Source organism: Salinispora fenicalii (assembly GCF_000514815.1).
GTDB classification, from domain to species: domain Bacteria; phylum Actinomycetota; class Actinomycetes; order Mycobacteriales; family Micromonosporaceae; genus Micromonospora; species Micromonospora fenicalii.
This window is the reverse complement of record NZ_AZWQ01000037.1, coordinates 1-17,682: the sequence shown is the minus strand read 5'-3', so window position 1 is coordinate 17,682 and position 17,682 is coordinate 1. Positions and strand designations below refer to the sequence as shown.

The following is a 17,682-nucleotide window of genomic DNA, read 5'->3' as shown; positions in this document are numbered from 1 at the left end:
CGACCGGCGAAGTCTGCCTAGCCAGGCACCGACCGTCGGTCAGTGCCCACCGATAACTGCCCCGTCGCGGTCCGCGTCCAACGGATCCGCGATCGCGCCCTGCGCGGTCAGCGTGCCCTGAGCCAGCCGGGTCACCCGCGGCGACACCGGCGGCTCCAGGTCGGCCACCACGCGGAGGCCGGAAAGGACGTCATCAGGTCGAACAGCGGGAGTGACCTGCCGCACGACCAGCTCGAGTATCGCACACGGTACTGCCACGGCCTCGGAAGGCGTCTCATCCGGCACAACCACATCGACATCGATGACAGCCGCGCGGGCGTCGAAAGTCCGCCGGCCCTGCTTGGTCATCCGCTCAACGAGGACCTCGTCCGCAGCGGTGAAGGCGGTCACCGCCGCCCTCAGCACATCCGGGGTCACCCCCGGCAGCTCAATCCGCCAGTGCGCCGCTTCAATCCGGTCAACGAGGCTGCCGCCGGTCGCCACTACGGCATCTAGCACGTCGAGTCCGGGCGACAGGGCCGCGTCGAGCGCGGCCCGCAACGCCGCCGGGTCGACTGACTCACGCAACCCAATCTCCAGATACTCGGCCTCGCTCGCCACACCGGTGGGCGCAGCGCTGGCATAAGAGATCTTCGGGTGCGGGGTAAAGCCCTGGGAGTACGCCATCGGCACGCCGGCCCGACGCAACGCCCGTTCGAAGGCGCGCGCAAAGTCTCGGTGCGAGGTGAACCGCAGTGGCCCCCGCTTGGCGTACCGGAGGCGGATCCGCTGGACGACCGGCGCCTGCCCGCCCTCCGGCTGTCGTTTCCTACTGATCGTTGCGCTCCTCGGTTTCAGGCCGACGACGGTCGCCGGTCCCCAGGACCTACTGCTACTGCTACTGCTGGGCGTCGCTGGGGACTCGTAGTCCGTTGACCGGAGTCAGCGGGAGCAGCTTCCTACCCGTCGGGCCGATCTGGATCTCGGTGTCCATGGCCGGGCAGACGCCGCAGTCGAAGCACGGCGTCCACCGACAGTCTTCCTGCTCGTACTCGCCCAGGGCGTCCTGCCAGTCCTGCCAGAGCCAGTCCTTGTCCAGGCCCGAGTCCAGGTGGTCCCAGGGTAGGACCTCCAGCTCGTCCCGCTCTCGGGTGGTGTACCAGTCGAGGTCGACGCCGAAGTCGGGCAGCACCTCCGCGGCAGCCTCCACCCAACGCTGGTACGAGAAGTGCTCGCTCCAGCCGTCGAACCGGCCGCCGTTCTCCCAGACCCGCCGGATCACCGCGCTGACGCGGCGATCACCGCGGGAGAGCAGGCCCTCAATCAGCGACGGCTCGCCGTCGTGGTAGCGGAAGCCAATCGCCCGGCCCAGCGAACGATCGGCGTTGACGGCCTGCTTGAGCAGCCGCAGCCGATTGTCGATGACCTCCGGCCGGGCCATCGCCGCCCACTGGAACGGAGTGTGTGGCTTCGGCACGAACCCGCCGATGGAAACCGTGCAGCGGATGTCCCGGCTGCCGGTCGCCGCACGGCCGGCCCGGATCACCTCGTGTGCCATCGCCGCGATCTCGAGGACGTCCTCGTCGGTCTCGGTCGGCAAGCCACACATGAAGTAGAGCTTCACCTGCCGCCAGCCGTTGGTGTAGGCGGTGACCACGGTCCGGATGAGGTCTTCCTTCGACACCATCTTGTTGATCACCTTGCGGATCCGCTCCGACCCGCCCTCCGGGGCGAAGGTCAGACCGGTCCGCCGGCCGTTGCGGGCCAGCTCCTGCGCCAGGTCGATGTTGAACGCGTCCACCCGCGTGGAGGGCAGCGAGAGCGACACGTTGGTGCCCTCGTACTGCTGGGCCAGGCCGGAACACATGTCGCCGATCTCCGAGTGGTCGGCCGAGGAGAGCGAGAGCAAGCCCACCTCGTGGAAGCCGGAGAACTCCAGCCCCTCCCGCACCATCTGCCCCACCGTGGTGATCGAGCGCTCCCGCACCGGGCGGGTGATCATGCCGGCCTGGCAGAACCGGCAGCCCCGGGTGCAGCCCCGGAAGATCTCCACCGCGTACCGCTCGTGGACCGTCTCCGCCAGTGGCACGAGCGGCTTCTTCGGGTACGGCCACGCGTCCAGGTCCATCGTCGTGCGCTTGTGCACCCGAAACGGCACGTCCGGGCGGTTCGGCACAACCCGCTGAATGCGGCCGTCGGGCAGGTAGTCCACGTCGTAGAAGCGCGGGACGTAGACGCTCTCGGTGCGGGCCAGCCGCAGCAGCAGCTCGTCCCGGCCACCGGGGGAGCCCTCGGCCTTCCACTCCCGAACGATCGTGGTGATCTCCAGGACCGCCTCCTCGCCGTCACCGAGCACCGCGGCGTCGACGAAGGCGGCGATCGGCTCCGGGTTGAACGCGGCGTGCCCGCCGGCGACGACCACCGGGTCAGCGTCGCTGCGGTCGGCGGCCAGTAGCGGAATTCCCGCCAGGTCAATCGCGGTAAGCAGGTTCGTGTAGCCCAGCTCGGTGGCGAAGGAGACGCCGAAAACATCGAAGTCCCGCACCGGACGGTGCGCGTCAATGGTGAACTGCGGCACCTGGTGGGCGCGCATCAGCCGCTCCAGGTCCGGCCAGACGGCGTACGTTCGCTCAGCGAGCACGTCGGGCTGCTCGTTGAGCACCTCGTACAGGATCTGCACGCCCTGGTTTGGCAGACCAACCTCGTACGCGTCGGGGTACATCAGGGCCCAGCGCACGGCCGCCGTGTCCCAGTCCTTGACCACCGCCCCCAGCTCACCGCCGACGTACTGGATGGGCTTGGCGATTTGCGGCAACAACGGCTCCAGCCGGGGCCACACGGAGTTGGCCACGGCGCTGCGCGGCGTGGTGGACGGGGCACTCATGATGCCCAAGGGTACGCGCCCGACGACGAGCCCAACGGCGGCGGCTCACGGGCGCGGGTACGTCGGTACTAGCCTCGGGTCGGCGAGAGGAGATTGACACAATGCCGGAGCCGACCAACGGCGAACCAGGCGACTCGACCGGTATGCAGAAGTTCCGGGCCGACGGGACCGCCCCACCACCGGATCCCACCAGGAGCGGGTCCGCTGCCGTGCCACTGCCGCGCCGGCAGCCCTGGGACGGTTCGGTCGAGCGCGCTGCGGCAGAAGAGCGCCGGGAAGCACCGGAGGACCGGGCCCCGGTCGACCCATGGGCCGGCACCGACACCACCGGGTGGGGACTACTCTCCATCGAGCTGCCACCCCTGCCGTCGACCCAGTCGGCCCCGCAGCAGCTGCCCTCCCAATCGACCCCGTCGGCCCCGCGGCAGCCACAGCCGCCCTCCTCCGGCTCGGCGGATCCAGCATCGCCGCCGACCGGGCACCCGGCCGCGCCGGCCCCCACCGGCTCCCCCGCACCGGCTCCCAACAGCTATCCGGCCCCGCTGCCCGCCGACTCCGCCAGCCCACCAGCACCCGGTCAGCCGACATCAACGACAACCGGCGCGGCACCGACCCGCAACCGCCGCAGGTGGCCCTGGGTACTGCTGCTAGTCATCGCGTGCTGCTGCGGCGGCCCGGCCTACTGGGTGGTACCGGCGCTCAACCAGTTCCCGGCGCGCGCCGCCCTCCCGACCGAGTTCGGGGACCTGCGCCTACGCGAGGACCACCACAGCCGGCAGACCGCGGCGGAGTTGGCGCGGTGGGTGAACGAGGCGCACTGGACGGCCAGCGACACCTTCGCCGGCATATACCGCACCCGGGCGGGCAGGCAGGTGACGATCTTCGGTGGCACCGGATTCTGGCTCACGCCAGAGTCGGCGGCGGAAGACGAGATGGAGCGGCTCGCCGGTCGGTACGCGCTTGGCGCCTCGCAGACCATCGGGACCGGAGTCCGCGGCCGACACGGACGGTGTGCTGTTGGTCATGAAGAGGGCACCGGCGTGGTGGTCTGCACCTCCGTCGACCACAGCAGCATCGCCACCGCCGTCTTCACCCGACTCTCGGTGACCGACAGCGCCACCCTGCTCTACGCCCTACGGAAGCAGATCGTCACCCAGCCGGACTGACCCGACCCCGACGTCCGTTCCTGCGACTGGGCTGCCCCGGCTGGGCCGACCAGCCGGGGCGGCTACTACTGAGCGTCGGTTCCGGCCGCGCCCAGCTCCCCGTCTGCCGGCGGACGCCCACGTGCCGGCGCGTACCGCGGGACATACTCCTGACCGGTGAGCTTCTGGATCTCGCCCATCACCTCATCGGTCATGGCCCGAAGCGAGGAACGGTCGTCCGACCGCCCAGTGAAGTCCAGCGGCTTGCCGAACCGCACGGTGATCCGCCCGGTGAAGGGGCGCGGCATCCGGGCACCGATCGGCTGCACCTTCTCGGTGCCGATCATGCCGACCGGGATAATCGGCACGCCCGCCGACACCGCGAGCCGGACCGCGCCGGTGCGTCCACGGTAGAGCCGTCCGTCCGGGGAGCGGGTCCCCTCCGGATAGACGACGACGAGGTCACCGGCGCGGAGCGCTGGGATGGCCGCATCGAACGCCGACAGCGCCGCGCGCCCACCGCCCCGCTCGACTGGGATGGCACCCAGACCGGAGAGCACGAACTTGGAGAATCGCCCCTTCAACCCGGTGCCCTTGAAGTACTCAGACTTGGCCCAGAAGGCCAAGTGCCGGGGGACGGTCGTGCCGAGGAAGAGCTCGTCGGCGACCGAGAGGTGATTGCCAGCGAAGATCGCGCCGCCGGTCTCCGGCACGTACTCCAGCCCTTCCACGGTCGGACGGAAGCCCAACCGAAGCGCGGGCGCCAAGGTGAGCTTGCCGATGGTGTAGAGCAGCGGCACTGGTCCTCCGGCAGTTCGAGTGCGGGTACAGGGGCGGTGTCACGGTAGCGGACCCCCGCCGGACACCCCGCGCGAGGTGCAGTGGGTCCGCTAACCGGGTGACCGACTTTAAGATCAACTTAATGAGCTGGGGTGAGGAAGGACACGCTCACACTGCCGCCGGCATCGGCCCGGGCCCTTCCGCACCTTTTAAACCCGCCGGACGGTCACCGCAACCTGCTCACCGTCGCCCACCTCACCGGTGAACCCGGCCAGCCCCGGGGCGAGCTCCACCGAATCGGCCAGCACCTCCCGGGCCACCACCTCGCGGTACGCGGAGACCGCCGCCCACACCTGCTCGGATGCGGCGAGCGCGACCACAATCCGGTCCGAGACATCCAGGTCGGCATCCCGGCGTGCCTGCTGCACCACCCGGATCACGTCCCGGGCCAGCCCCTCGGCCGCCAACTCCGGGGTGACCTCGGTGTCCAGGACGACCACGCCCTCACCGCCGGGCAGTGGCGCCGATTGTTCGGCGTCGGCGGCGACCAACCGCAGCTCGTACTCGCCCTCGACGAGGGTGACCCCGGCGGCGACCGGAGCGCCGTCAACCAACTCCCACTCTCCGGCCTTGACCGCCCTGATCACCTGCTGGACTGCCTTACCAACCCGTGGGCCGAGGGCCCGGGGCACCACCGTCAACACCTGCTCGCAGTAGCTGCCCAGCTCGTCGGTGAACTCGACCCGCTTCACGTTGACCTCGTCGGCGACCAGGTCGGCGAAGGGCCGCAGCGCGGCGGCGGCCGGCGTGGCGACGGTCAACACCGACAGCGGCAGCCGTACCCGCAGGCCCCGCGACTTACGCAGGGACAACGCCGCCGAAGCGACCCCCCGCACGGCGTCCATCGCGGCGACCAGGTCATGGTCGGCGGGGAACTCCTCCGCCGCCGGCCAGTCGGTCAGGTGCACCGAACGCTCACCGGTCAGGCCCCGCCAGATCTCCTCGGCCGTCAGCGGCGCCAGCGGCGCGACCACGCGGCACAGCGCCTCCAGCACCGTCCACAAGGTGTTGAAGGCATCCTCGTCGCCGGACCAGAACCGGTCCCGCGAACGGCGTACGTACCAGTTGGTCAAGGCATCCAGGTAGGACCGAACGGTGGCGCAGGCACCGGAGATGTCGTACCCGTCCAGCTGCGCCTGCACCGTCGAGACCAGCTCGTTCGTCTTCGCCAGCACGTACCGGTCGAGCAGGTGCGCCGAGGCGGTGCTCCGCCGCGCCTGACGCCCGTCGGCGTTGGCGTAGAGCGAGAAGAAGTACCAGACGTTCCAGAGCGGCAGCAGCACCTGCCGGACCGCGTCCCGGATGCCGGCCTCGTTCACCGCCATGTCACCACCGCGCAGCACCGGGGAGGACATCAGCATCCAGCGCATCGCGTCCGAGCCGTACGTGTCAAAGATGTGATACACATCCGGGTAGTTGCGCAGGCTCTTGGACATCTTGCGCCCATCCGACCCAAGCAGGATGCCGTGGCTCAGGCAGTTGCGGAAGGCGGGCCGGTCAAACAGCGCCGTGGCGAGCACGTGCATGGTGTAGAACCAACCGCGGGTCTGCCCGATGTACTCGACGATGAAGTCACCCGGGTAGTGGGACTCGAACCAGTCAGCGTTCTCGAACGGGTAGTGCACCTGGGCAAACGGCATCGCACCGGACTCGAACCAGCAGTCCAGCACCTCCGGGACCCGGCGCATCATGGACTTCCCGGTCGGGTCGTCCGGGTTCGGGCGGACCAGCTCATCCACCGCCGGCCGGTGCAGGTCGGTCAGGCGTACGCCGAAGTCCCGCTCCAGTTCGGCGAGGGAGCCGTAGACGTCCACCCGCGGATAGGCCGGGTTGTCGGACCTCCACACCGGGATCGGTGAGCCCCAGAACCGGTTCCGGCTGATCGACCAGTCCCGGGCGTTGGCCAGCCACTTGCCGAACGAGCCGTCCTTGATATGCCCCGGCGTCCAGTTGATCTGCTGGTTGAGCTCGACCATCCGATCCTTGAACCGGGTCACCGCGACGAACCAGGACGACACCGCCTTGTAGACCAGTGGGGTGTCGCAGCGCCAACAGTGCGGGTACGCGTGGGTGTAGGTGTCCTGCCGGAGCACCACGCCCCGTTCCTTCAGCTCCCGGATCACCGGCTTGTTGACGTCGAAGACCTGCTCACCCTGGTACGGCGGGACCAGCGCGGTGAACCGGGTACGGTCGTCCACCGTGACCACGGTCGGTATGCCGGCGGCGTTACAGGTGTTCTGGTCGTCCTCGCCGAACGCCGGCGCCAGATGCACGATCCCGGTGCCGTCCTCGGTGGTCACGAAGTCCGCGCCCAACACCTGGTACGCGTGCTCTCCCGCCGGCTCGACCAGGAAGTCGTACAGCGGGGTGTATCGGCGCCCGACCAGGTCCCGGCCGTACACGGTGCCGACCTGCTGGTACCCCTCCAACTCCTTGGCGTACGCGGCAACCCGGGCGGCGCCCAGGACGTAGCGCTGCCCGTCCCGCTCCAACACCGCGTACTCGATGTCCGGGCCGACGGCGAGCGCCAGGTTGGACGGCAGCGTCCACGGCGTGGTGGTCCAGACCCCCAGCGCGACGTCGCCGCGCAGCAGCTCCGGGGCGTCGGAGTCCGGGGTGAGCGTCAACCACACGCTGAGCGTCGGGTCATGCCGGTCCCGGTAGACATCGTCCATCCGGGTCTCGGTGTTCGACAGCGGCGTCTCGCACCGCCAGCAGTACGCGAGCACCCGGAAGCCCTCGTAGACCAGGCCCTTGTCGTGCAGGCTCTTGAAGGCCCACAGGACGCTCTCCATGTAGTCCAGGTCCAGTGTCTTGTAGTCATTGGAGAAGTCGACCCAACGGGCCTGACGGGTGACGTAGCGTTCCCAGTCCTGGGTGAACTCCAGCACCGAGCTCCGGCAGGCCTCGTTGAACCGGTCCACGCCCAGGTCGAGGATCTCCGCCTTGCTGGTGATGCCGAGCTGCTTCTCGGCGACCACCTCGGCGGGCAGGCCGTGGCAGTCCCAGCCGAACCGACGCTCCACCCGCCGACCACGCATCGTCTGGTAGCGCGGCACCACGTCCTTGACGTAGCCGGTGAAGAGGTGACCGTAGTGCGGCAGTCCGTTGGCGAACGGCGGACCGTCGTAGAAGACGTACTCGTTGTCGGCGGGGGCGCCGTCGGCGACGACGCCGTCCGCCGATCGGCGGGAGGCCGGCCGGGCCTCGACGGAGGCCTCGAAGGTCTTGTCGGCCGTCCAGTGCTCCAGGACCCGGCGCTCGATCGCGGGCAGGTCCGGGCTCGCGGGGACTCCGGGCGCGGTCGGGTCATGCAACGGATAGGCCATCGGGGGGTCGCGCTCCTTCGCAGCTCACTCTTCGTGGGTCTGCGAGGACGAACCCGCTCCGGACGCCGTCGGCGTGCCGGGGCCGGGCCCGCGGTACCACCCCGCTTGGCGGCCAAGATCGACCGCCCGCTCGTTGGCCGGCTGTGACGGGCCGGACCCGTCCGGTTCTACTCGGGCGCGGACGCCCTTTCTTCCGGAGGCTCACCGGTGATAGCCGGGTCGTCGCCGTGTGGTCGCCAACCCTACCCGACCCCGGGCAGAGATCGCCGCCGACTTTCCCACCGCGGAACCGGCCGGTCATGAAGCCCCGACCAGCTCCATGACCGGCCGGCGTGGTTAGCGCGGAGCGGGAAGCGTAACGCTCCAGAGGGAGTTGCCGGTGCGGTCCCGCAGGTGGACCGTGCAGGCGCCGCTGTCGGCGTCGATACGCACCTCGCCGAAGTGCTGGAAACCCGCCGCAGGGCTGGTGTTCGCGCTGGGCGGCGCGTTGACGAAGACCGCTTGGGGGCCGAACGTGCCATCCAGTTGGTTGGGGCCGAAGGCTCCGGCGTGCGCCGGGCCGGAGACGAACTCCCAGAACGGTGTGAAGTCGCCGATCGCCGCCCGGGCGGGGTCATAGTGGTGGGCGGCGGTGTAGTGGACGTCGGCGGTGAGGAAGAAAATACCGGTCACCCCGGCGCGATGGGCCGCCCGGAGCACCTCCGCGAACTCCAACTCCCGGCCCGCCGGCGCCCCCGGGTCGCCCTGCGCCAGGCCCTCCTGGGCCGAACCGTCCGGCACCACCAGACCGAGCGGCAGGTCGGCGGCGATCACCTTCCACGTCGCCCGGGAGCGGGTCAACTCGCGAATCAGCCACTCCCGCTGCTCCCCACCGAGCAGCCCCCGGTCCGGATCCGGGTAGGTGTTCCCGTCGTTCGGGTCCTTGTGCGTACGCATGTCCAGCACGAAGACGTCCAGCAACGGGCCGTACGGCAGCCGCCGGTAGCGGGGGCCCCGGATCGGGGTGGGCAACCACTCGTCGAACGCCTGCCGCGCACGGGCGGCGAGCACGTCAACCCGCTTCTCCGTGTACCGGTCATCGGTCAGCACCTCGCCCGGGTACCAGTTGTTCGTCACCTCGTGGTCGTCCCACTGGTTGACTTGTGGTACCTCGGCCACGAATGCCCGCAGGTGCTCGTCAAGCAGGTTGTACGCGTACTGTCCCCGGAACTCCGCCAGGGTCTCGGCGACCTTGCTCTTCTCCGGGGTGACGAGGTTCCGCCAGACCCGCCCGTCCGGCAGCGACACCGTCTCGGTCAGCGGGTTGTCGGCATAGACCGTGTCACCGCTACAGAGGAAGAAGTCGGGTTCGGTGGCGCGCATGGCGGCGAAGATGGACATGCCACCGAAGTCGGGGGCGATGCCCCAGCCCTGCCCCGCGATGTCCGCGGTCCAGACAAACCGGATGTCGCGCCGCGAGCGTGGACCGGGGGCGGTCCGCAGGGAGCCGGTCCGCGGCTCGCTGCACAACCCGGGCCGGTCCAGGCTCTCCGCCCGGACCCGGTAGTACCAGCGCTCACCGGCGGGCAACCCGCGCAGTCGTACCTTGCCGGTGAAGTCCCCGGTCGGGTCCAGGACCGGCCCCCGCAGCCGCCGGGCGTCCCGCAGGTCCGGCCGGCGGCTCACCTCCACCAGCATCCGGCCGGGCCGATCAGCCCGGGTCCACACCACCGCCGACTCGGCGCGGATATCGCCGCTCTGCACCCCGTGGGTCAAAACGGGGCGACCGGCCGGGCGCCACCGGGCGGCGGCGGGCCCGACAGTGCCGCCGACACCCCCCAGGAGCACTCCGCCAGCGGCTCCCACACCCGCGGCAAGGCCAGTCCGCAGGAGCGTACGTCGATCGAACTCGGTCATGATTCCTCCCGGGTCGGGGACTTACCCCGCCGGGTCTACCGAGCCGAGATGACCTTCCCCCACGAACCGGATGACCAACCCGGGAACACGCGATGACCGATCGCGCTGCAGTCCTTAGACCAGCTCCGGGAACCAGAGCCCAATCTCGCGCTTCGCGCTGTCGACCGAGTCGGAGGCGTGCACAAGGTTCTCCCGGTTCGACAGCGACAGGTCGCCCCGGATGGTGCCGGCCGCGGCCCGCCGGCCATCGGTGACGCCGATCATGCCGCGTACCACCTCGATGACCTGATCGCCCGAGAGCACGAGCGCGACCAGTGGGCCGCTGGTCATGAAGGCCTTCAGCGGCGGGTAGAAGGGCTTGTCAACGTGCTCGGCGTAGTGCTGATCGGCGAAATCCTCGTCCAGCGTCCGCTGCACCATCGCGTCGAGCCGCAGGCCCTTGGCCTCGAATCGGGAGATAACCTCGCCGACCAGCCCGCGGCGGACCGCGTCGGGCTTGATCAATACGAGCGTACGCTCGTCCGGACTGCTGCTGGACACGCTGTTCCTCCTGTACGCCGAAGGCGACCGGGCTGGGTACCGTCAGCGTATCGGCCCGGTCTCGGCGCCGGCGCGGCGGTCGGTCCTTCCCCCGGTGGCCAAGCCGGCCTAGCCTGACCCCTACCCCCCAGGAGGTCCACAGTGGTGAATGGCGGTAGCCGCCCGATCGCGCCGGTCCGCAAACTGGTCGGCGCGGCGTTGGGCACGGTGGCTACGTTCGTAATCTTGTTCGGGCTGGGCATGCCGAGTTGGTCGATCGTGGCGCTCGGCGGCGCCATCCTGGTGCTGGCAGTTGCACTCGCCACGGTTCGGGCCGGCGGGCGCACCTGGGTCATCGGGGAAGGGACCGTGCACACCGTCTCCGAGCCGCCGACCCAGTACGCGTTCGGCCGCTGCGAGCTACAGCTCTTCATTGACGCGCCCGGGCTACCGCCACGATCCAAGAAGATCATCGAACCACGGGTGCCGGTCGCCAAGTGGCCGGCGCCGGGCCAAGCCCTACCGATCCGAGTGGCGCTCGACGACCAGCGGCACGTTCGCGTCCTCTGGGACGAGGTGCTGACCCACGCCGAAACCGCCGCGGTCAACGCGGCGGACCGGCCCCTGCACTACCCAGACCCGGACCTACCTGCAGAGGAGCTACTGATCCAGCAGGAAGCACCACCGTGGGCCGGCCGGGCGGCCGACGACGAGTTCCGGGACCCGTACGGCGACCCAGCCCCGCCGCCGACCGATCCCAGCACCGTCGTCGTACACCACGTCCCCGGCGGCCCGACGGTTCTCGATGGGGAACTGGTCAACCCACCTGCCCCCGGCGACCTACCGCGCCGAGCCGCGCCGAGCCCCCGACCCCCCGCCGAACAACAATTCGACCCATCGGCCGAGGCAGCACCGTTCCAGTCGGCACCATTCGAAACCGCGTCCACCGCCACGCCGGCCCGAGCGACCGCCGAAGAGCCCGGACCGGCCGCCGAGGGGTTCCGAGTGCCTGCCCCCGCAGACCCGGTTGACCTACCCCTGGACGACCCGATGCCACCGTACGGCGAGGAACCGGTGATCCCGGATCTGGACGAGGCGATCTTCGGGGAGCCCGCCGGTGACCCGCCGATTGCCGGCGTGGGGTTCACCTTGCTCGTCACCGACCTGGCCCGGTCGCTCACCTTTTACCGGGACCTCGGCTTCACCGAAGTTGACCAGGGTTCCGGTAACGCGGTGCTCGCCTCCGGGGCGACCCGCCTGGTGCTTCGGGAGGCCACCGAGGCCGTCCCCATCAGCCGCCGGCTCGTGCATGTCAACCTGGAGGTTGACGACATCGAAGACGCGTACGCGCGGCTGCGCGGATCCGGCGTCCGCTTCACCTATCCACCCCGGGTCGTCAACCGCGGGTCGAAGCTGGAGGTGTGGGCGGCCGCCTTCCGCGACCCGGACGGGCACGGCATCGCCCTCACCCAGTGGCGGGAACGCGCCGAGGCCTGAGTGGGTTGATGCCGAAGCCGGAGTAGGTCGGTGCCGAAGCCGGAGTGGGTTGGTTGCCGAAGCCGGAGCGGGTCGGTCAGCCGAGGATTACTCGCCGCACGTGCAGGGCATACGCCCACACCAACGCGAAGATGACCCCGAGTGCCAGCAGCGACCAGTGCAACACGCCGGCGAGCAGCAACGCGCCCTGCAGAACGGTCCCCGCCGACCAGGCCCAGGCACGACGGATCAGTCCGGCCAGCAGCACCGCTGCCACCGCCAGCGCCACCACAGCGGCGATCGCGGCAGCGCTCAGCCCGCCGCCGACTACCCGGATCGGCTGGATGGCCAGCACCAAGACCAGGGCCTCCAGGCTCAGGAGCCCAGCACCGAGACCGGCTACTGCCCGCGGTGGATTGCGTAAGCCGGAGCGGCGTGGCGGCGACACCGAACCCTCTGACGGTCCGTCCGCCGGCCCCGGTCCGGTTGGACGTCCCGCAGCGGTCATCGCTTCAGCAGCCGACGGGCATCGGCCACAGTCACCACCGAACCGGTGACGAGTACGCCGATCCCGGCCAGCTCACCGGGGACATCCTGCTCGGCCAGCGCCACCGCCGCCTCAATCGCGTCCGGCATCTGCTCCGCCACCACCACCCGGTCCGGGCCAAAGACGTCGGTGGCGAGCATCGCCAGTTCCCGGGTCGGCATCGCCCGCGGTGAGCTGTTGCGGGTGACCACCAACTGGTCAACCACCGGCTCCAGCAGCTCGAGCAGGCTGAACGCGTCCTTGTCACCAAGGACACCGAGGACAGCGACCAGTTTGCTGAACGCGAACTCCTCCTGCAGTGCGGTGACCGTGGCCGTCATGCCCTGCGGGTTATGCGCCCCGTCAAGCAGCACGGTCGGCGCGGTACGAACCCGCTCCAACCGCCCCGGCGAACTCACCGCGGCGAACCCCTCCCGGACCGTCTCGACGTCCAGCTGGCGACGGGCACCCGCACCGAGGAACGCCTCCACGGCCGCGAGCGCCACGGCGGCGTTCTGCGCCTGGTGGGCACCGTGCAACGGGACAAAGAGCTCCTCGTACTGCCCACCGAGCCCCTGCAGGGTGAGCACCTGACCACCCACCGCGATGGCCCGGTGCAGCACCCCGAACTCGGCGCCTTCCCGGGCGATCGTTGCGCCGACCTCGGCGCAGCGCTCGAGCACCGGACGTGCCGCCTCCTCCTCCTGCCCAGCCGAGATCACCGTCGCGCCCTTGTGAATGATGCCCGCCTTGTGGAGCGCGATGTCGGAGATCGTGTCGCCGAGCCACTCGGTGTGGTCGAGTCCGATCGGGGTCAACACCGCAACGCCGGCTTGAAGGACGTTGGTCGAGTCCTCCGCGCCACCGAGACCCACCTCGACGACGGCGACATCCACCGGGGCGTCGGCGAAGGTGGCGAAGGCCAGCGCCGTGGTCAGGTCGAAGTAGGTCAGGGGCTCCGCGGACCGCTGGTCAACGAGTCGGGCCAGTGGCTCCACCTCGCGGTAGGTGGTGACGAACCGCTGTTCGTCCACCGGCTCGCCGTCCAGGCTGATCCGCTCGCGGACGGTCTCCAGGTGTGGGCTGGTGTACCGCCCGGTGCGCAGCCCGAACGCCCGCAACAGCGAGTCGATCATGCGGGCTGTCGAGGTCTTTCCGTTGGTGCCGGTGAGGTGGATCGACGGGTACGCCCGCTGCGGGTTGCCGAGCAGGTCCAGCAGCATCTCAATGCGGTCCAGCTCGAAGACCATCCGGGTGAACCCACGGGTGGCGAGCTCCGCCTCGACGGCAGCGAAGTCATTCTGCTCGCTCATGCGGAGAGAGCCTCCAGAGCTGCGTCGATCCGCACCAGGTCGGCCTCGGCGGTGGCGAGCCGGTCACGGATCTTCTGCACCACCGGCTCAGGCGCCTTCCCCACGAACGCCGGGTTGTCGAGCTTCGTCCGGGCCTGTCCGGCCTCCTTCGCCGCCGCCGCCCGATCCTTGGTCAACCGTGCCCGCTCGGCCGCCACATCGATCGACCCACGGGTGTCCAGCGCGACGCCAACCTCCCCCGGCAGGGTCAGGGTGGCGCTGGCCTGGAAGTCCGTGCCCGCCGCGTCGAGGCGCACCAGCGACCGGATCAGCGGTTCGTGCCCAGCGATGCCGGCGCCGGCCAACCCGTCGAGCCGGGCGACGACCCGCTGGGTCGGACGCAGCCCCTGGTCGGAGCGGAACCGCCGGATCTCGGTGACCACCCGCTGGAGCGTGGCGATCTCCGTCTCCGCGGCGGCGTCAACCAACGCCCGGTCGGCGACCGGCCAAGCTGCCGTCATGACCGTCTCACCGCCGGTCAAGGCGATCCACAACTCGTCGGTGATGAACGGAATCACCGGATGCAGCAGCCGCAGCAGCTGGTCCAGCACCTGCCCGAGGACGCGCCGGGTGACGTCCGCAGCTGGACCGCCGGCAGCCAGGAGCGGCTTGGTCAGCTCCACATACCAGTCGCAGACCTCATCCCACGCGAAGTGGTACAGCAGGTCACAAACCTTTGCGAACTCGTACGCCTCGAACTGCTCGGTCGCCTCCGCGGTGACGCGCGCGAGCCGGGACAGAATCCACCGGTCGACTGTTGACAGCTCCGTCGCCAGCGGTAGCGCCCCCTGGGTGTGCGCGCCGTTCAACAAGGCGAACCGGGTCGCGTTCCAGAGCTTGTTGCAGAAGTTACGGGAGCCCTGACACCACTCTTCGCTGACGGCGACGTCCCCGCCGGGGTTCGCACCACGGGCCAGGGTGAACCGGGTGGCATCGGCGCCGAACCGATCAATCCAGTCCAGCGGGTCAACCACGTTGCCGAACGACTTCGACATCTTCTTGCCGTGCTCGTCGCGGACCATGCCGTGCAGCGCCACCACATCGAAGGGCTGCCGGCCGTCCATCGCGTACAGACCGAACATCATCATCCGGGCGACCCAGAAGAAGAGGATGTCGTAGCCGGTGACCAGGACGCTCGTCGGGTAGAACTTGGCCAGTTCCGGAGTCTGCTCCGGCCAACCGAGGGTGGAGAACGGCCACAGGCCGCTGGAGAACCAGGTGTCCAGGACATCCTCGTCCTGGCGCCAACCATCGCCAGCCGGCGGCGTCTCGTCCGGACCCACGCAGACGACCTCGCCGGCCGGGCCGTACCAGACCGGGATGCGGTGCCCCCACCACAGCTGGCGGGAGATACACCAGTCGTGCATGTTGTCAACCCAGGCGAAGTACCGCTTGGCCAGCTCCGCCGGCTCAATCTTCACCCGTCCGTCCCGCACCGCGTCACCGGCCGCCTTGGCCAACGGCGAGGTGTTGATGAACCACTGCAACGACAGGCGGGGCTCCACCGTCGTACGGCAGCGTGAGCAGTGACCGACCGCGTGCGTGTACGGGCGCTTCTCGGCCACGATCCGGCCCTGCTCACGCAGGGCGGCGACGATGGCGGGACGCGCCTCGTACCGGTCCAGGCCGGCAAACGGCCCGGGGGCGGTGATGACCCCCCGCTCGTCCATGATCGTGTGGGACGGCAGGTCGTGCCGCTGGCCGATCTCAAAGTCGTTCGGGTCGTGCGCCGGGGTCACCTTCACCATGCCGGTGCCGAAGGTGGGGTCAACATGCTCGTCACCGACGATCGGAATGCACCGGCCGGTCAGCGGCAGCTCGACCTCGGTGCCGATCAGGTGTTGGTACCGCTCGTCCTCGGGATGCACCGCGATGGCAGTGTCACCGAGCATCGTCTCCGCCCGGGTGGTCGCCACCACGACCTCGTCGCTGTATCGGATCGACACCAGCTCACCGTCGTCGTCGGTGTGCTCCACCTCGATGTCCGACAGCGCGGTGAGGCAGCGGGGGCACCAGTTGATGATCCGCTCGGCCCGGTAGATCAACCCATCGTCGTACAGCGCCTTGAACATGGTGTGGACGGCCCGTGACAGGCCAGCGTCCATGGTGAAGCGCTCCCGCTCCCAGTCGACGGAGTCGCCGAGCCGGCGCATCTGCCCAAGAATCGCGCCCCCGGATTCGGCCTTCCACTGCCAGACTCGTTCCACGAACGCCTCGCGACCGAGGTCATGCCGTGACAGGCCCTGCTCGCCCAGCTGCCGCTCCACGACGTTCTGGGTGGCGATGCCGGCGTGATCCATACCGGGCAGCCACAGCGTCTCGTAGCCCTGCATCCGCTTACGCCGGACCAGAGCGTCCTGCATCGTATGGTCCAGCGCGTGCCCCATATGCAGCGAGCCGGTGACGTTCGGCGGCGGGATGACGATGGTGTACGGGGGCTTGTCGCTCTCCGCCGACGCGCGGAAGTGTCCGCCGGCTACCCACTGCTCGTACCGTCGCTGCTCCACCTCGCCGGGCAGATACTGGCCGGCAAGGGTCGGGGCGTCGGGGCGTTGGGCATCCAGTCTCTCGGTCACCCCTGGAAGTCTACGGAGAGCTTCCGCGGACCTTACGTGCGCCACCAGGGCTTCGCGTACGGTGTCGGTTATGTCCAACGGGCACCTCAGTGAGCGCGCCGTCAACGAGGCCCCCGAGCCGATCAACCTGACCGACGAGCCGATCCGACTCAACGGCGAGGACCCGGCTCTGAAGACCAAACGAGCAGATGTCCGAGCTCGTCGCCGCCGGGTGGCGTGGCTGCTCGCGGGCGCCGTGGGGCTCGCTGGCGCGGGAGCCTTCGGCACCGTGGGCTGGCGTATCTTCCAACAGCAGGACGCCACGATAGCCAGCCCAGCCCAGGTGGCCGGGTTGACCCGCGACGACAGCGAGCCGGCCCGCAGCACCGCCGACTATCTCCGGAACGGGTTCGCCGCCAACATCGAGTTGGACCAGAGCTTCGGAACCGTCTATCGGGATCCGTCCGGCGAACGCCGACCGGTACTTGTCTTCGGCGGCACCACGCTGCTCTGGCAACCCGAACGCGACCTGGACAGCCTCTTCGGGCTGATGGCCGACGAGACTGGTGAAGTCAGGGGGCTACGAAGCCTCTCCCCGGGCCCCCTCGATGGTGTGCTGAAGTGTGGCACTACCAACGGCGTGGGTGGGGAGTTCGCCGTGTGCGGCTGGGCAGATCATGGAAGCGTGGTGATGGGCCTGTTTCCAGATCATCCGGCAGTGGAAGCCGGTGACCTGTTCCGGAAAATGCGCAACGAGATGCAGGCCCGCTGATTGGTGTAGTGCGTCAGCCGGGTCCGGAGGTCAATTCGTTCTGGTTCGGAGGGGAGGCATCCCCGGAATCCCACAACCAGACACACACCGCCAGCTCACAGCTCACACAGCCCAAACTCTTCCGGCACCACCACCACCACGACCCGCTGCGCCGAGAAGAGGGCGGTCGGAAATGCGTTGAGGGCCGACCCGGGTAGGGTCGGCCCTCAACTGAAGTTTTGCCCGGCGGTGTCCTACTCTCCCACACCCTCCCGAGTGCAGTACCATCGGCGCTGGAGGGCTTAGCTTCCGGGTTCGGAATGTAACCGGGCGTTTCCCCTCCGCCATGACCGCCGTAACACATATCGACATATCAAACACACCTAACATCACAGGCAATGTTTGTTTGTCAAGAGATACACAGTGGACG

The 17,682-nt window shown here is 69.3% G+C and carries 12 protein-coding genes and 1 rRNA gene; 3 read left to right on the top strand and 10 right to left on the bottom strand.

Going from position 1 to position 17,682, the window contains the following annotated elements; genetic code table 11:
* Window positions 1-39 precede the first annotated feature (39 nt).
* A complete protein-coding gene (locus B116_RS0117355; protein ID WP_082312832.1) occupies window positions 40-765 on the bottom strand; it encodes a TIGR03936 family radical SAM-associated protein in 726 nt (241 codons plus the stop codon).
* Between the two features lie 112 nt (window positions 766-877).
* Window positions 878-2,863, bottom strand: coding sequence for a TIGR03960 family B12-binding radical SAM protein (locus B116_RS0117350; RefSeq protein WP_018723951.1), 1,986 nt, complete (start codon window positions 2,861-2,863; stop codon window positions 878-880).
* A gap of 101 nt (window positions 2,864-2,964) precedes the next feature.
* Between B116_RS0117350 and B116_RS0117345 the strand changes: the two genes are divergently transcribed.
* On the top strand, window positions 2,965-4,029 hold the full coding sequence (locus B116_RS0117345; RefSeq protein WP_027660797.1) for a hypothetical protein: 1,065 nt from the start codon (window positions 2,965-2,967) through the stop codon (window positions 4,027-4,029).
* Between the two features lie 65 nt (window positions 4,030-4,094).
* Here the strand turns inward: B116_RS0117345 and B116_RS0117340 are convergent, their stop codons facing one another.
* The 4 genes from B116_RS0117340 to ndk all read right to left on the bottom strand — a co-directional run bounded on the left by B116_RS0117340 (window position 4,095) and on the right by ndk (window position 10,613).
* Complete coding sequence (locus tag B116_RS0117340; protein WP_018723952.1) at window positions 4,095-4,808, bottom strand: lysophospholipid acyltransferase family protein; 714 nt, start codon at window positions 4,806-4,808, stop codon at window positions 4,095-4,097.
* A 189-nt stretch (window positions 4,809-4,997) separates the two neighbouring features.
* Entirely contained in the window at window positions 4,998-8,177 is a 3,180-nt protein-coding gene (ileS, locus tag B116_RS0117335) for an isoleucine--tRNA ligase (RefSeq protein ID WP_018723953.1), read from the bottom strand.
* Window positions 8,178-8,513: 336 nt separating this feature from the next.
* On the bottom strand, window positions 8,514-10,073 hold the full coding sequence (locus B116_RS0117330) for an alkaline phosphatase D family protein (RefSeq protein ID WP_027660796.1): 1,560 nt from the start codon (window positions 10,071-10,073) through the stop codon (window positions 8,514-8,516).
* A gap of 114 nt (window positions 10,074-10,187) precedes the next feature.
* The gene (ndk, locus tag B116_RS0117325; RefSeq protein ID WP_018723956.1) at window positions 10,188-10,613 is read right to left on the bottom strand and encodes a nucleoside-diphosphate kinase; all 426 of its coding nucleotides are present in this window, start codon (window positions 10,611-10,613) and stop codon (window positions 10,188-10,190) included.
* 141 nt (window positions 10,614-10,754) lie between these two features.
* Here ndk and B116_RS0117320 point away from each other — a divergent pair, with 141 nt between their 5' ends.
* Window positions 10,755-12,089 carry a VOC family protein gene (locus B116_RS0117320; RefSeq protein WP_026322022.1) on the top strand — a complete coding sequence of 445 codons (1,335 nt, stop codon included), beginning with the start codon at window positions 10,755-10,757 and terminating at the stop codon, window positions 12,087-12,089.
* Window positions 12,090-12,165: 76 nt separating this feature from the next.
* Here the strand turns inward: B116_RS0117320 and B116_RS0117315 are convergent, their stop codons facing one another.
* From B116_RS0117315 to B116_RS0117305, 3 genes are read right to left on the bottom strand one after another with little or no spacing between them, the layout of a single operon-like run.
* Window positions 12,166-12,576: a DUF4233 domain-containing protein gene (locus B116_RS0117315; protein ID WP_027660795.1), complete on the bottom strand. Its 411-nt coding sequence runs from the start codon at window positions 12,574-12,576 to the stop codon at window positions 12,166-12,168.
* Entirely contained in the window at window positions 12,573-13,907 is a 1,335-nt protein-coding gene (locus B116_RS0117310) for a bifunctional folylpolyglutamate synthase/dihydrofolate synthase (RefSeq protein ID WP_027660794.1), read from the bottom strand. The genes B116_RS0117315 and B116_RS0117310 overlap by 4 nt, the downstream gene beginning before the upstream one ends.
* Window positions 13,904-16,522 carry a valine--tRNA ligase gene (locus B116_RS0117305; RefSeq protein WP_027660793.1) on the bottom strand — a complete coding sequence of 873 codons (2,619 nt, stop codon included), beginning with the start codon at window positions 16,520-16,522 and terminating at the stop codon, window positions 13,904-13,906. Before B116_RS0117305 ends, B116_RS0117310 begins: the two co-directional genes overlap by 4 nt.
* Window positions 16,523-16,592: 70 nt before the next feature.
* Between B116_RS0117305 and B116_RS0117300 the strand changes: the two genes are divergently transcribed.
* Window positions 16,593-17,273, top strand: a complete 681-nt coding sequence (locus B116_RS0117300) for a hypothetical protein (protein WP_027660792.1) — start codon at window positions 16,593-16,595, stop codon at window positions 17,271-17,273.
* Between the two features lie 220 nt (window positions 17,274-17,493).
* On the opposite strand, the gene rrf is transcribed toward B116_RS0117300, so the two are convergent.
* Window positions 17,494-17,610 (bottom strand): 5S ribosomal RNA (gene rrf, locus B116_RS0117295).
* Window positions 17,611-17,682 lie beyond the last annotated feature (72 nt).

Bases quoted from the DNA above. Each gene is read 5' to 3' on its own strand.
- B116_RS0117350 (WP_018723951.1), bottom strand. From the start codon at position 2,863: ATGAGTGCCCCGTCCACCACGCCGCGCAGCGCCGTGGCCAACTCCGTG.
- B116_RS0117345 (WP_027660797.1), top strand. From the start codon at position 2,965: ATGCCGGAGCCGACCAACGGCGAACCAGGCGACTCGACCGGTATGCAG.
- ileS (WP_018723953.1), bottom strand. From the start codon at position 8,177: ATGGCCTATCCGTTGCATGACCCGACCGCGCCCGGAGTCCCCGCGAGC.
- B116_RS0117330 (WP_027660796.1), bottom strand. From the start codon at position 10,073: ATGACCGAGTTCGATCGACGTACGCTCCTGCGGACTGGCCTTGCCGCG.
- B116_RS0117315 (WP_027660795.1), bottom strand. From the start codon at position 12,576: ATGACCGCTGCGGGACGTCCAACCGGACCGGGGCCGGCGGACGGACCG.
- B116_RS0117310 (WP_027660794.1), bottom strand. From the start codon at position 13,907: ATGAGCGAGCAGAATGACTTCGCTGCCGTCGAGGCGGAGCTCGCCACC.
- B116_RS0117300 (WP_027660792.1), top strand. From the start codon at position 16,593: ATGTCCAACGGGCACCTCAGTGAGCGCGCCGTCAACGAGGCCCCCGAG.